Genomic DNA, 12,182 nt, shown 5'->3' with positions numbered 1-12,182 from the left:
CGGACGGCATATGCTTTATTCTACGCCGTACTGCCGGCGGTAGGTGCGGACGGGTTCGAGGAACTGTCCGAATTCGGGGTTGTTTTGCAACAGGATAAACAAATCGTTCAGGCTGGCGATGGGGGCGACGGGCAGGCCGTATTGTTTTTCCACTTCCTGAACCGCGCTCAATTCACCCGTGCCTTTTTCCATGCGGTCGAGCGCGATGGCGACACCGGCGGGGGTTGCACCCTCCGCTTCAATCAGTTTGATTGATTCGCGTACGGATGTGCCGGCGGAAATCACGTCGTCGATAATCAGCACGCGCCCTTTAAGCGGCGCGCCGACCAACACGCCGCCTTCGCCGCGGTCTTTGGCTTCTTTGCGGTTGTAGGCAAACGGGACGTTCACGCCTTTTTCCGCCAGCATCATCGCGGTTGCCGCCGCCAAAATAATGCCTTTGTAGGCGGGGCCGAACAGCATATCGAATCGGATGCCGCTTTCAATGATGGATTGTGCATAGAATTTTGCCAGTTGCAGCGTGGACGCGCCGTCGTTGAAGAGGCCGGCATTGAAGAAATAGGGCGACCGCCGTCCGGCTTTGGTGGTAAATTCGCCGAATTTCAAAACATTTTGGGCGAGGGAGAATTTGAGGAAATCTTGGCGGAAATCAGTCATTTTGTGCTTTCTGTCAGATATTGGGACGCAGTTGCGATTCTACCGCCCCGTGCGGCGCGCTTCAACTGCCGCCGCCTTGCCGCAAGGCGCGTTTCAACTGTTTCAACACCTGCCAGTTTCGGGCTTTGAGTTCGGGTTGGCGCAACAGCCGGGCGGGATGGTCGATGATGAAGAAGGGACGGCTGCCGCACAAAGTTTCAATCATCGCCTGCCGTTCCAGGTTGACAAACGCCTGTCCGAGGAATAGGACGGCGGGGGCGCGGCAGCCGTCGAGTTCCCCGGCGATTTGACCCAGCGCATCCGCGACGGCCTGTTCAGACGGCATCGGGTTACCGACGGCGGCGGTTTTCACCCAACAGGTTTTGTGGACATAGGCGGCATCCAGTCCTGCGGCTTTGAGGATGTTGTCGAGCAGGATGCCCGCTTTGCCGTGGAACAGTTGCCCGTAAACCGCATCCTCGATCGGCGGACACAGGCTGACGACGGCAAGCTTGGTGATGCCCGAAGCGGCGGGAACGGGGGCGATGCCGTCTGAAAGGCCGGGCGGGGGCGTTTCGGTTTCAGGCGCGGGTTTGCGCGTATGTACGGCGGCGGTTTCCAACGCTTTCATCGTTTCGAGCCGCGCCTGAACGTTATGGGGTTGGGAAGGGCGGATCGTGGCGGCGCGGACGGTTTGGGGACGTGCCTGTGCCGGGGTTGCGGGTGTGTTTTTGGGCGGCAGGACGGCGGCGGCCTGTTTCAGCCACATCGGACCCAAGCCCAAAGCCTCGTGCAGGTGGAGGTAGCGCGCGCTTAACATATTTTCTCCATTAAGACGGCATCTTCGGTTTGCCCGTCGGCGGCGCAGTAATAGTTTTTCCGCCTGCCCGCAATGCTGAAGCCGTGTTTGGTATACAGTGCCTGTGCGGCGGCGTTGCCTGCGCGGACTTCGAGCAGCAGGCGTTGCGTGCCTTCGGGCAGATGTGCGTACCAATATTCGAGCAGGGCGGACGCAACGCCCCGTCGGCGGCATTCGGGCGCGGTGGCAATCAGGTGCAGTTCGGATTCGTCGGGCAGGTTCTGCCAAACGATAAAGGCGGCAATCCTGCCGTCTTTTTCCGCAAGGAAAACCTGTTCGGACGGCGAAACAAGCGCGGACTCAAATTGGCGCTGCGTCCACGCGGACGGGTTGCAGACGGTATCGAGCGCGGCCAGTGCGGCGCAGTCGGACGGTAAGGCTGGGCGGATGTTCATGTTCGTGCCTTCCGTTCCGCCTGTTCTTTGGCAGTCAGGGCGATTTTGTTGCGGACGTAGAGCAGTTCGGCGTGTGCCGCGCCAGTTGCGGGATAGCCGCCGCCGAGGGCGAGCGCGAGAAAATCGGCGGCGGTCGGCATATCGGGTTTGCCTGAGAAGGGCGGACGGTTTTCCAGTGCGAACGCACTGCCGATGCCGTCTGAAAAGACGTACCCCTCGGGGAGGGCAATGTCTGCCGCCCTACCGACTTGATAATCGCTCAAACGGCGGCGGTTCAGCGTGTCGAACCACGCATAAAACACTTCGCCCATACGCGCGTCCGCAGCGGCGAGTATGCAGCTTTGCGGCGGCGGCAGCGAGGCGGCGGCATCGAGCGTGGGGATGCCGATTAAAGGCGTGTCGAACGGCGTTGCCAAACCTTGCGCCACGCCGATGCCGATACGCAGTCCGGTAAACGCGCCGGGGCCTTTCGCATAAACAATCGCCCCCAAATCGGCGGCGGTAATGCCCGCATTTCGGAATAGGGTGCGGATTTCCGGCAGGATCAGTTCGGACTGGCGGATGCCGACTTCCTGATGGAACAGACGGATTTCGCCGTCGGCGCGCAGCGCGAGCGACAAATAGGAAGTTCCGGTATCGACGGCGAGGACGGGGCGGTTGAAATCGGCTTGCATGGTGTGGTTCTCGTTGGTTCAGACGGCATTATATAGTGAAATCGGCTTGCCTGCCGTGCCGTCGTGTCCTAGGGCGGTATGGCGCAAAAATGCCGTCCGAACGGTAAATTATCGTGTTCGGACGGCATTTTTCAAATACTACTGTTTGTCGGCGATGCCGATTTCGTGAACCTTTTCCCCTATCTTCACGGTTGCCGAGCCAGCGATTTCTTGGGCGCGGTCGCCGAAAAGGGCGAGGCGGTAAGTGCCTTTCTCTTCGCCGCCGTAGCGCGTGTCGCCCAAAATGACGGCGTGTGATTTTTCATCTGCTTTGAGTTCGGCGGAGGCAAGCTCAACATTCTGCTCGGGTGTTTTCAGGTGTTCGATTTTGCCGTGTCCCTGTTTGGCGGCGAAATCTATGGTATAGGTCAGTTTTCCGCCGGCATCGTCGGAGCTGAATGCTTTGCCGTGATACTCGGCTTTGCCGTCAGGCAGTTGGTTGAAGGCGGTATGTTCTCCGCCCAAATCGCTGACAAGGAAGGAGCGTTGGTTTATCAGGCTGTCGATTTTGTCGGGGTTGTTGATTTTTTCAATCCGTAGGGCAACGACGGCGGAGTGATCCTGTTTGTATATTTGAAATTCGCCGCTTGCCAGTGTGATGGTTTGTCCGTCCACTTCGATTTTTTGCACGAAGTCGAAGCGGCTGATTTTGTCGTTCTTCAGTTTGCCCGTGTTGAGGCTGTTGTCTTTGCCGCCGGCTTTGAAAGTTTTTTCCGCACCTTGTGCCGACAGGGTCAGTGTTCCGTTTTGGGGAATGGAGGCTTCCAATGTTAGGGATTTCAAACCTTTGTCTTTATGGTCGAGCGGCGCGGTTAATGCATCGGCAAGCCCCGTGCCGATGTCGGCGGCGACACCACCGCCTCCGCCCCTCCGCTGCTGCAGGCGGTCAGAATCAGGGCCGGCGGTCAAAGAAAGGCAGCAGAAGGTAGTTCGGTTCACAGGTTTACTCCTAGTCATACACAGAATAGATAATATATAAACGTTTTGGTTATGGTATCTTTTTTTGCATACTGCATCAATGAGGCAGGTCAGAGAAGCAAAAATCAAATGCCGTCCGAACGGCGTTCAGACGGCATTTTGTTTACAGGCAACCTGTTATTTGACGATTTGGTTCAATTCGCCCTTGGCATAACGGCTTGCCATTTTTTCCAACGAAACAGGTTTGATTTTGCCTGCCTGACCTTCGCAACCGAACGCAAGATAACGGTCGAGGCAGATTTGCTTCATCGCTTCAATGGTTTTGCCCAAGTATTTGCGCGGATCAAAGTCGGACGGGTTTTCGGCAAGGTAGCGGCGTACCGCGCCGGTGGAAGCGAGGCGCAGGTCGGTATCGATGTTGACTTTGCGCACGCCGTGTTTGATGCCTTCGACGATTTCTTCAACCGGCACGCCGTAGGTTTCGCCGATATTGCCGCCGTATTCGTTGATGACTTTCAGCCATTCTTGCGGAACGGAGCTGGAGCCGTGCATCACGATGTGTGTATTGGGCAGGGCTTGGTGGATTTCCTTGATGCGGTCGATACGCAATACGTCGCCTGTGGGCGGACGGGTGAATTTGTATGCGCCGTGGCTGGTGCCGACGGCAATCGCCAATGCGTCAACGCCGGTATCTTTAACGAAACGCACGGCATCTTCAACGCTGGTGAGCATTTGGTCGTGTGAGAGTTTGCCTGCCGCGCCCACTCCGTCTTCTTCGCCTGCTTCGCCGGTTTCGAGGTTGCCCAATACGCCGATTTCGCCTTCGACGGACACGCCGCAGGCGTGGGAGAAGTTGACGACGGTACGGGTGGCGTTGACGTTGTATTCGTAAGAAGAAGGGGTTTTGCCGTCTTCGAGCAAAGAGCCGTCCATCATCACGGAGGAGAAGCCCAGTTGGATGGAGCGTTGGCACACGTCGGGCGATGCGCCGTGGTCTTGGTGCATCACGACGGGGATGTGCGGAAATTCTTCGACTGCCGCCAGAATCAGGTGGCGCAAAAACGGCGCGCCCGCGTATTTGCGCGCACCTGCGCTCGCCTGTACGATGACGGGCGCGTTGACTTGGTCGGCGGCTTCCATAATGGCGCGCATTTGTTCGAGGTTGTTGACGTTGAACGCGGGCAGGCCGTAGCTGTTTTCGGCGGCGTGGTCGAGCAGTTGGCGCATGGATACGAGTGCCATTTGTGTCTCCTTGGGCAATAGGTAAATAAGGCGGATTATAATGTTTTTTACGGCAAAAAACCATAAACGGCTCATTGATTTTATATTAACGATAACGGCGGGCAGATGGGGCGGATTTTGGGCGGTTCGGGATTTTGGTGTGTTGTTTATGATAATGTTTTCACTGGTTTTTTGATATTTGTGTGGGACGGTTATGGTTTTGGACGGGTTTGCGGCGTATTTTGACGCTTATTTGGAAAACATCGTGCGCGAGGGCAAGTCGGAGCACACGGTTGCGGCATACCGGCGCGATTTGGAAGAACTGTTTGCACTGTTGGCACAAATGCCGTCTGAAGATGCAGGCGGCGTGCCGCAGGACTTGTCGCGGCGCGATTTTACGGCGGCGTTGCGGCGGCTGTCGCAGCGCGGTTTGGACGGTCGGACGCTGGCGCGCAAGCTGTCGGCGTGGCGGCAGTATTGCGCCTGGCTGGTCAAACGCGGGCTGATGCGCGCCGACCCGACCGCCGACATCAAACCGCCGAAGCAGCCCGAGCGCGTACCCAAAGCCCTGCCGCAGGAATGGCTGAACCGGATGTTGGATTTGCCCGTGGACGGCGGCGACCCGCTGGCGGTGCGCGACCACGCGCTGTTCGAGCTGATGTACGGCAGCGGTTTGCGCGTGAGCGAGATACACGGCTTGAATGCAGATGATGTATATTTGGACGAAGCGTGGGTACACGTTACCGGCAAAGGGCGCAAGCAGCGTCAGGTTCCGCTGACCGGCAAAAGCGTGGAAGCCTTGAAAAACTATCTGCCGCTGCGTCAGACGGCATCGGACGGCAAAGCCCTGTTTACCGGCAGGAACGGCACGCGCCTGAGCCAACGCCAAATCCAAAAACGCCTCGAATCGTGGGCGGCGCAATACGGCGACGGCAGGCACGTTTCGCCGCATATGATGCGCCACAGCTACGCCGGCCACCTGTTGCAGGCTTCGCGCGACATCAGGGCGGTGCAGGAGCTGCTCGGACACAGCAGCCTTTCGACCACGCAGATTTATACCAAGCTCGATTTCGACCACATCGCCCGCCTCTATGACGAAGCCCACCCGCGCGCCAAGCGGCAGGACGAATGACGTACGGCAAAATCAGCCGTCAGCCGCACGCTCTTGATATATAATTGACCGTTGCACCCGGACGACACATAAAAAAGACACACCATGAACCCAAGCCCCCTACTCGACCTGATTGACAGCCCGCAAGATTTGCGCCGCCTGGACAAAAAACAGCTGCCGCGCCTTGCCGGCGAGTTGCGCGCCTTTCTGCTGGAATCTGTCGGGCAGACCGGCGGGCATTTCGCCAGCAATCTGGGTGCGGTCGAACTGACCATCGCCCTGCACTATGTGTACGACACGCCCGAAGACAAGCTGGTGTGGGATGTCGGACACCAAAGCTACCCGCACAAAATCCTGACAGGCAGGAAAAACCAGATGCACACCATGCGCCAATACGGCGGTTTGGCGGGTTTTCCGAAACGTTGCGAGTCCGAGTACGACGCGTTCGGCGTGGGGCATTCCTCCACCTCCATCGGCGCGGCTTTGGGCATGGCGGCGGCGGACAAACTCTTGGGCGGCGACCGCCGCAGCGTCGCCATCATCGGCGACGGCGCGATGACGGCGGGGCAGGCGTTTGAAGCCTTGAATTGCGCGGGCGATATGGATGTGGATTTGCTGGTCGTCCTCAACGACAACGAAATGTCGATTTCCCCCAACGTCGGCGCGTTGCCCAAATATCTTGCCAGCAACGTCGTGCGCGATATGCACGGACTGTTGAGTACCGTCAAAGCGCAAACGGGCAAGGTATTAGACAAAATACCCGGCGCGATGGAGTTTGCCCAAAAAGTCGAACACAAAATCAAAACCCTTGCCGAAGAAGCCGAACACGCCAAACAGTCGCTGTCGCTGTTTGAAAATTTCGGCTTCCGCTACACCGGCCCCGTGGACGGACACAACGTCGAGAATCTGGTGGACGTATTGAAAGACTTGCGCAGCCGCAAAGGCCCTCAGTTGCTGCACGTCATCACCAAAAAGGGCAACGGCTACAAACTCGCCGAAAACGACCCCGTCAAATACCACGCCGTCGCCAACCTGCCTAAAGAAGGCGGGGCGCAAATGCCGTCTGAAAAAGAACCCAAGCCCGCCGCCAAACCGACCTATACCCAAGTATTCGGCAAATGGCTGTGCGACCGGGCGGCGGCAGATTCCCGACTGGTTGCGATTACCCCCGCCATGCGCGAGGGCAGCGGACTGGTGGAGTTTGAACAACGATTCCCCGACCGCTATTTCGATGTCGGCATCGCCGAGCAGCACGCCGTTACCTTTGCCGGCGGTTTGGCGTGCGAAGGCATGAAGCCCGTCGTGGCGATTTATTCCACCTTTTTACAACGCGCCTACGACCAACTGGTGCACGACATCGCCCTGCAAAACCTGCCCGTTTTGTTTGCCGTCGACCGTGCGGGCATCGTCGGCGCGGACGGTCCGACCCATGCCGGCTTGTACGATTTGAGCTTCTTGCGCTGTGTGCCGAACATGATTGTTGCCGCGCCGAGCGATGAAAACGAATGCCGCCTGCTGCTTTCGACCTGCTATCAGGCGGATGCGCCCGCCGCCGTCCGCTATCCGCGCGGCACGGGTACGGGCGCGCCGGTTTCAGACGGCATGGAAACCGTGGAAATCGGCAAGGGCATTATCCGCCGCGAAGGTGAGAAAACCGCCTTCATTGCCTTCGGCAGTATGGTCGCCACCGCATTGGCGGTTGCCGAAAAACTGAACGCCACCGTCGCCGATATGCGCTTCGTCAAACCGATAGACGAAGAGTTGATTGTCCGCCTTGCCCGAAGCCACGACCGCATCGTTACCCTTGAAGAAAACGCCGAACAGGGCGGCGCAGGCGGCGCGGTCTTGGAAGTGTTGGCGAAACACGGCATCTGCAAACCCGTTTTGCTTTTGGGCGTTGCCGATACCGTAACCGAACACGGCGATCCGAAAAAACTTTTGGACGATTTGGGTTTGAGTGCCGAAGCGGTGGAACGCCGGGTGCGCGAGTGGCTGCCGGACCGTGATGCGGCAAATTAAACCGCTTGACCGCGCCGTCGTTATCGGGCGGCGTTTTTAAACGGCGTTTGTTTCTGCGGTTTTTTTATTGAAACCCCGCAGGCGGCAGGAAGGGTTCGGGCGGCGGCTTTCGGGCGGTGCTTGGTGTGCCGTTGCGCGTTTGGAAATTTATTCCGCTTGTCCGTATAACGGCGGCGGTGCCGTCTGCCGATACAAGGCAAAATGCCGTCTGAAACGCTTCAGGCGGCATTTTTCGGCGTGAGGGTTTTAGGCTTCGACAATTTTGCCGCGCAGGGAAAAGGTGTAGGCTTCGGTGATTTCCAAATCGATCATTTGGTTGATCATGTCGGGCGTGCCGGTAAAGTTGACGACGCGGTTGTTGGCGGTACGGGCTTGGAGCTGGTCGGGGTCTTTTTTGGAGATGCCTTCGACCAGGCAGCGTTGAACCGTGCCGATCATGGTTTGGTTGATGCGGGCGGTTTCGGCTTCGATGACTTCGTTCAAGGCTTCGAGGCGGCGCACTTTTTCTTCGTGCGGCGTGTCGTCCGGCAGGTTGGCGGCAGGCGTGCCGGGGCGCGGGCTGTAAATAAACACGAAGCTCAAGTCGAAGGCAATGTCTTTCACCAGTTTCAAGGTTTGCTCGAACTCGCGTTCGGTCTCGCCGGGGAAACCGACGATGAAGTCGCTGCTCAGGCACAAATCAGGACGGATGGCGCGCAGTTTGCGGATGATGGATTTGTATTCCAAAGCGGTGTAGCCGCGTTTCATCGCGCTCAATACGCGGTCGGAACCGCTTTGAATCGGCAGGTGCAGGTGGGAAACCAGTTTGGGCAGGTCGCGGTAGCACTCGATAATCGAGTCGGTAAACTCGCGCGGGTGGCTGGTGGTGAAGCGCATACGTTCGATGCCGGGGATTTCGTGGACGATACGCAGCAGGGTGGCGAAGTCGCAGATTTCGCCGTCGTCCATTTCGCCGCGATAGGCATTGACGTTTTGTCCCAAGAGGTTGATTTCTTTCACGCCTTGCTGGGCAAGGTTGGCGATTTCGGTCAATACGTCGTTGAGCGGGCGGGAGAATTCTTCGCCGCGCGTGTAGGGGACGACGCAGAAGGAGCAGTATTTGGAACAGCCTTCCATAATCGACACAAATGCCGCGCCGCCTTCGACGCGGGCGGGCGGCAGGTGGTCGAATTTTTCGATTTCGGGGAAGGAAATATCGACTTGCGACAGCCCGCTGGTTTCTTTGTCCACAATCATTTTGGGCAGGCGGTGCAGCGTTTGCGGGCCGAAAACCACATCAACATAAGGCGCGCGTTTGATGATGTTTTCGCCTTCTTGCGAGGCGACGCAGCCGGCAACGCCGATGATGAGGCCGGGGTTTTTTTCTTTGAGCGGACGGACGCGCCCCAAGTCGGAGAACACTTTTTCCTGTGCTTTTTCGCGCACGGAACAGGTGTTGAACAAGATGATGTCGGCTTCGTCGGCTTGGGTAACCTGTTCGATGCCGCCGTGTTCTTCGGCAAGGACGGACAGCATTTTTTCGCTGTCGTACTCGTTCATCTGGCAGCCGAAGGTGCGGATAAATACTTTTTTCATGGTTTGTGTCTTTCTCAGGCAGCCGTAATCGCGGGGCTGATGGTTGTTGGAATGAAAAAATTTCAGACGGCACGACGATGCCGTCTGAAAATCGGTGCGGATTATAGCACGATGTGGGTTTGGGAGGCAAAATATTGTTTTAAAATATGAATTTAATCGGTCGGAACGGCTGTATAATGTTTGGCTTTAACGGGAGGTGTGTGTATGGGCGGCATTGCTGCTGTGTGCGTGTACCAGCAATTTCGGCGACAGGGAACATCAGTTCCTGCGTTATAGTGGATTAAATTTAAACCAGTACAGCGTTGCCTCGCCTTGCCGTACTATTTGTACTGTCTGCGGCTTCGTCGCCTTGTCCTGATTTAAATTTAATCCACTATATCAGACGGAAGAGGGAATCGCACAAACGGTTGTTAAAGGCAAAACGACCCGGGCGGAGGTAGAGGCACGTTTCGGGAAGCGCAACCCTTTCGGTTGTTATGCCTATCACGAGGTCAGCCTGCCGATTTATAATTTTTTGCCGACCAATTTCATCTATATGAAATCGGAGCGGCGGCATTGGGAATGGTGCGCGGATTACGACGGGGAGGGAGTCGTCCGGGACTACCGCTTTACACATAAAGTGGAAAAAGACGAGCGTTCCGTCATCCGGGATACGGTTGGCGTAATCCGCAAAGAAGCGGGCAAATCCTTGTCGCAACCTGAAAAATGATAAAATGGGGCTTTCTGCTTCCAAGCCCGAAACCTGCCGTTCAGACGGCATTTGAGGATAAATATGAACCGTAACGAAATTTTATTCGACCGCGCCAAGGCGGTCATTCCCGGCGGCGTGAATTCGCCCGTGCGCGCATTCGGCAGCGTCGGCGGCGTGCCGCGCTTCATCAAAAAAGCCGAAGGCGCGTATGTTTGGGACGAAAACGGCACGCGCTACACCGATTATGTCGGCTCTTGGGGGCCTGCGATTGTCGGACACGCGCATCCCGAAGTCGTCGAAGCCGTGCGCGAAGCTGCGTTGGGCGGTTTGTCGTTCGGCGCGCCCACCGAAGGCGAAATCGCCATTGCCGAACAAATTGCCGAAATTATGCCGTCTGTCGAACGGCTGCGCCTCGTCAGCTCCGGCACGGAAGCGACGATGACTGCCATCCGTCTGGCACGCGGTTTTACCGGCCGCGACAAAATCATCAAATTTGAAGGCTGCTACCACGGCCATTCCGACAGCCTGTTGGTGAAAGCAGGCAGCGGTCTGCTTACCTTCGGCAATCCTTCTTCCGCCGGTGTGCCTGCCGACTTTACCAAACATACTTTGGTACTCGAATACAACAACATCGCCCAACTCGAAGAAGCCTTTGCCCAAAGCGGCGACGAAATCGCCTGCGTGATTGTCGAACCCTTCGTCGGCAATATGAACCTCGTCCGCCCGACCGAAGCCTTTGTCAAAGCCTTGCGCGGATTGACCGAAAAACACGGCGCGGTGTTGATTTACGACGAAGTGATGACCGGTTTCCGCGTCGCGCTCGGCGGCGCGCAGTCGCTGCACGGCATCACGCCCGACCTGACCACGATGGGCAAAGTCATCGGCGGCGGTATGCCGCTTGCCGCGTTCGGCGGACGCAAAGACATCATGGAATGTATTTCCCCGTTGGGCGGCGTGTATCAGGCAGGTACATTATCAGGCAACCCGATTGCCGTCGCCGCCGGCTTGAAAACGCTGGAAATCATCCAGCGCGAAGGCTTCTATGAAAACCTGACCGCCTTGACACAACGCCTTGCCAACGGTATTGCCGCCGCCAAAGCGCACGGTATCGAGTTTGCCGCCGACAGCGTGGGCGGTATGTTCGGTCTGTATTTCGCCGCACACGTGCCGCGAAACTATGCCGATATGGCGCGCTCCAATATCGACGCTTTCAAACGCTTCTTCCACGGCATGCTCGACCGCGGCATTGCCTTCGGCCCGTCCGCTTATGAAGCAGGTTTCGTTTCCGCCGCGCATACGCCCGAGCTGATTGACGAAACGGTTGCGGTTGCGGTTGAAGTGTTCAAGGCGATGGCTGCATGATGTTTTGACGGACAGAGTTTCTCTGTTCGATTTGTTTGGCAGATTGAAGTAAGAATGCACACCGCCGTCATTTCCGCGCAGGCGGGAATCCGGACCTTTCAGTTTCTGTAATGATTGAAAATAACGGCAAGCCCGACCTTCCGGATTCCCGCCTGCGCGGGAATGACGGGCGTGTACATTTTTGATTTCAATCTACTGTAAAAATGCCGTCTGAAATATATAGTCAATTAAAATCAAAATAGGACAGTAGTGCATCGTCAAATCGGGCGTAATCAGACAAAACGGTTCGCAGATACCGCTTAATATTCGCCCACACTTTCTCAATCGGGTTGGGCTCGGGCGAACAAGGTGCGGGAGGCAATACCTTATGTCCCAATTTTTCCGCCGTTCCCCGTAAGGCACCCATACGGCGAAATCGCGCATTATCTGAAATAATCACCGATTTTTGAGCCAATGCGGGCAGTAGGCATTGCTGAAACCGCGCTTCAAAAAAGACCCCGGCCACCGTATTTTGACAAACCATCGGAGCAATCGGCCGGTTGCCGACTTGTGCGGACACCAAAGATAAGCGCCGGTATCTTTTCCCACTTATCCGCGCTTTCGCCATTTGCCCTTTCAGGCTGCGGGCATAGGGGCGGAACAGGCGGCGGTCGAATCCTGTTTCATCCGGACAAACGCGTTG

Annotated in this window: 13 protein-coding genes and 1 pseudogene; 5 read left to right on the top strand and 9 right to left on the bottom strand. The window is 57.0% G+C overall.

Annotation, left to right across the window (positions count from 1 at the left end; translation table 11 throughout):
* Positions 1-15: 15 nt before the first annotated feature.
* The 6 genes from pyrE to fba all read right to left on the bottom strand — a co-directional run bounded on the left by pyrE (position 16) and on the right by fba (position 4,763).
* Positions 16-657, bottom strand: a complete 642-nt coding sequence (pyrE, locus tag DFR77_RS02960; protein WP_003692477.1) for an orotate phosphoribosyltransferase — start codon at positions 655-657, stop codon at positions 16-18.
* A 61-nt stretch (positions 658-718) separates the two neighbouring features.
* Positions 719-1,456: a uracil-DNA glycosylase family protein gene (locus DFR77_RS02955; protein WP_003687248.1), complete on the bottom strand. Its 738-nt coding sequence runs from the start codon at positions 1,454-1,456 to the stop codon at positions 719-721.
* Positions 1,450-1,890 carry a ribosomal protein S18-alanine N-acetyltransferase gene (rimI, locus tag DFR77_RS02950; protein WP_003687249.1) on the bottom strand — a complete coding sequence of 147 codons (441 nt, stop codon included), beginning with the start codon at positions 1,888-1,890 and terminating at the stop codon, positions 1,450-1,452. Before rimI ends, DFR77_RS02955 begins: the two co-directional genes overlap by 7 nt.
* Positions 1,887-2,564: a tRNA (adenosine(37)-N6)-threonylcarbamoyltransferase complex dimerization subunit type 1 TsaB gene (gene tsaB, locus DFR77_RS02945; RefSeq protein WP_003687250.1), complete on the bottom strand. Its 678-nt coding sequence runs from the start codon at positions 2,562-2,564 to the stop codon at positions 1,887-1,889. The genes rimI and tsaB overlap by 4 nt, the downstream gene beginning before the upstream one ends.
* 138 nt (positions 2,565-2,702) lie before the next feature.
* Positions 2,703-3,560 (bottom strand): factor H-binding protein, encoded by an 858-nt coding sequence (locus tag DFR77_RS02940; RefSeq protein ID WP_017146691.1) that lies wholly within the window; start codon positions 3,558-3,560, stop codon positions 2,703-2,705.
* Positions 3,561-3,698: 138 nt separating this feature from the next.
* On the bottom strand, positions 3,699-4,763 hold the full coding sequence (fba, locus tag DFR77_RS02935) for a class II fructose-bisphosphate aldolase (protein ID WP_003687252.1): 1,065 nt from the start codon (positions 4,761-4,763) through the stop codon (positions 3,699-3,701).
* A 193-nt stretch (positions 4,764-4,956) separates the two neighbouring features.
* Between fba and xerC the strand changes: the two genes are divergently transcribed.
* Positions 4,957-5,874: a tyrosine recombinase XerC gene (xerC, locus tag DFR77_RS02930; protein WP_003687253.1), complete on the top strand. Its 918-nt coding sequence runs from the start codon at positions 4,957-4,959 to the stop codon at positions 5,872-5,874.
* Between the two features lie 84 nt (positions 5,875-5,958).
* On the top strand, positions 5,959-7,872 hold the full coding sequence (dxs, locus tag DFR77_RS02925; RefSeq protein WP_003687254.1) for a 1-deoxy-D-xylulose-5-phosphate synthase: 1,914 nt from the start codon (positions 5,959-5,961) through the stop codon (positions 7,870-7,872).
* 64 nt (positions 7,873-7,936) lie between these two features.
* Here the strand turns inward: dxs and DFR77_RS13275 are convergent, their stop codons facing one another.
* Both DFR77_RS13275 and miaB read right to left on the bottom strand, forming a co-directional pair.
* Positions 7,937-8,101 carry a hypothetical protein gene (locus DFR77_RS13275; RefSeq protein WP_153707845.1) on the bottom strand — a complete coding sequence of 55 codons (165 nt, stop codon included), beginning with the start codon at positions 8,099-8,101 and terminating at the stop codon, positions 7,937-7,939.
* Between the two features lie 17 nt (positions 8,102-8,118).
* Positions 8,119-9,447, bottom strand: a complete 1,329-nt coding sequence (gene miaB, locus DFR77_RS02920; RefSeq protein WP_003687255.1) for a tRNA (N6-isopentenyl adenosine(37)-C2)-methylthiotransferase MiaB — start codon at positions 9,445-9,447, stop codon at positions 8,119-8,121.
* Between the two features lie 196 nt (positions 9,448-9,643).
* On the opposite strand from miaB, the pseudogene DFR77_RS12855 reads away from it, so the two are divergent.
* From DFR77_RS12855 to hemL, 3 genes and pseudogenes are all read left to right on the top strand, one after another.
* Positions 9,644-9,718, top strand: a pseudogene (locus tag DFR77_RS12855) (glucosamine-fructose-6-phosphate aminotransferase); the annotation flags it as partial.
* Between the two features lie 123 nt (positions 9,719-9,841).
* Positions 9,842-10,156, top strand: a complete 315-nt coding sequence (locus tag DFR77_RS13955; RefSeq protein ID WP_249033549.1) for a glucosamine-fructose-6-phosphate aminotransferase — start codon at positions 9,842-9,844, stop codon at positions 10,154-10,156.
* 63 nt (positions 10,157-10,219) lie between these two features.
* Positions 10,220-11,500, top strand: coding sequence for a glutamate-1-semialdehyde 2,1-aminomutase (gene hemL, locus DFR77_RS02910; RefSeq protein ID WP_003692485.1), 1,281 nt, complete (start codon positions 10,220-10,222; stop codon positions 11,498-11,500).
* Positions 11,501-11,723: 223 nt separating this feature from the next.
* Here hemL and DFR77_RS02905 read toward each other — a convergent pair.
* Positions 11,724-12,182, bottom strand: a 459-nt coding sequence (locus DFR77_RS02905) for a transposase (protein WP_211305715.1), incomplete at its 5' end; no start/stop codon positions are given.

The organism is Neisseria gonorrhoeae, from assembly GCF_003315235.1.
Lineage (GTDB): Bacteria > Pseudomonadota > Gammaproteobacteria > Burkholderiales > Neisseriaceae > Neisseria > Neisseria gonorrhoeae.
The sequence above is the reverse complement of the archived record's forward strand: the minus strand, read 5'-3'. Positions and strand labels throughout refer to the sequence as shown.

What these genes read in the sequence shown, in the direction of transcription:
- pyrE (WP_003692477.1), bottom strand. Translation starts at nt 657, where the DNA reads ATGACTGATTTCCGCCAAGATTTCCTCAAATTCTCCCTCGCCCAAAAT.
- DFR77_RS02955 (WP_003687248.1), bottom strand. Translation starts at nt 1,456, where the DNA reads ATGTTAAGCGCGCGCTACCTCCACCTGCACGAGGCTTTGGGCTTGGGT.
- rimI (WP_003687249.1), bottom strand. Translation starts at nt 1,890, where the DNA reads ATGAACATCCGCCCAGCCTTACCGTCCGACTGCGCCGCACTGGCCGCG.
- tsaB (WP_003687250.1), bottom strand. Translation starts at nt 2,564, where the DNA reads ATGCAAGCCGATTTCAACCGCCCCGTCCTCGCCGTCGATACCGGAACT.
- DFR77_RS02940 (WP_017146691.1), bottom strand. Translation starts at nt 3,560, where the DNA reads ATGACTAGGAGTAAACCTGTGAACCGAACTACCTTCTGCTGCCTTTCT.
- fba (WP_003687252.1), bottom strand. Translation starts at nt 4,763, where the DNA reads ATGGCACTCGTATCCATGCGCCAACTGCTCGACCACGCCGCCGAAAAC.
- xerC (WP_003687253.1), top strand. Translation starts at nt 4,957, where the DNA reads ATGGTTTTGGACGGGTTTGCGGCGTATTTTGACGCTTATTTGGAAAAC.
- dxs (WP_003687254.1), top strand. Translation starts at nt 5,959, where the DNA reads ATGAACCCAAGCCCCCTACTCGACCTGATTGACAGCCCGCAAGATTTG.
- DFR77_RS13275 (WP_153707845.1), bottom strand. Translation starts at nt 8,101, where the DNA reads ATGCCGCCTGAAGCGTTTCAGACGGCATTTTGCCTTGTATCGGCAGAC.
- miaB (WP_003687255.1), bottom strand. Translation starts at nt 9,447, where the DNA reads ATGAAAAAAGTATTTATCCGCACCTTCGGCTGCCAGATGAACGAGTAC.
- hemL (WP_003692485.1), top strand. Translation starts at nt 10,220, where the DNA reads ATGAACCGTAACGAAATTTTATTCGACCGCGCCAAGGCGGTCATTCCC.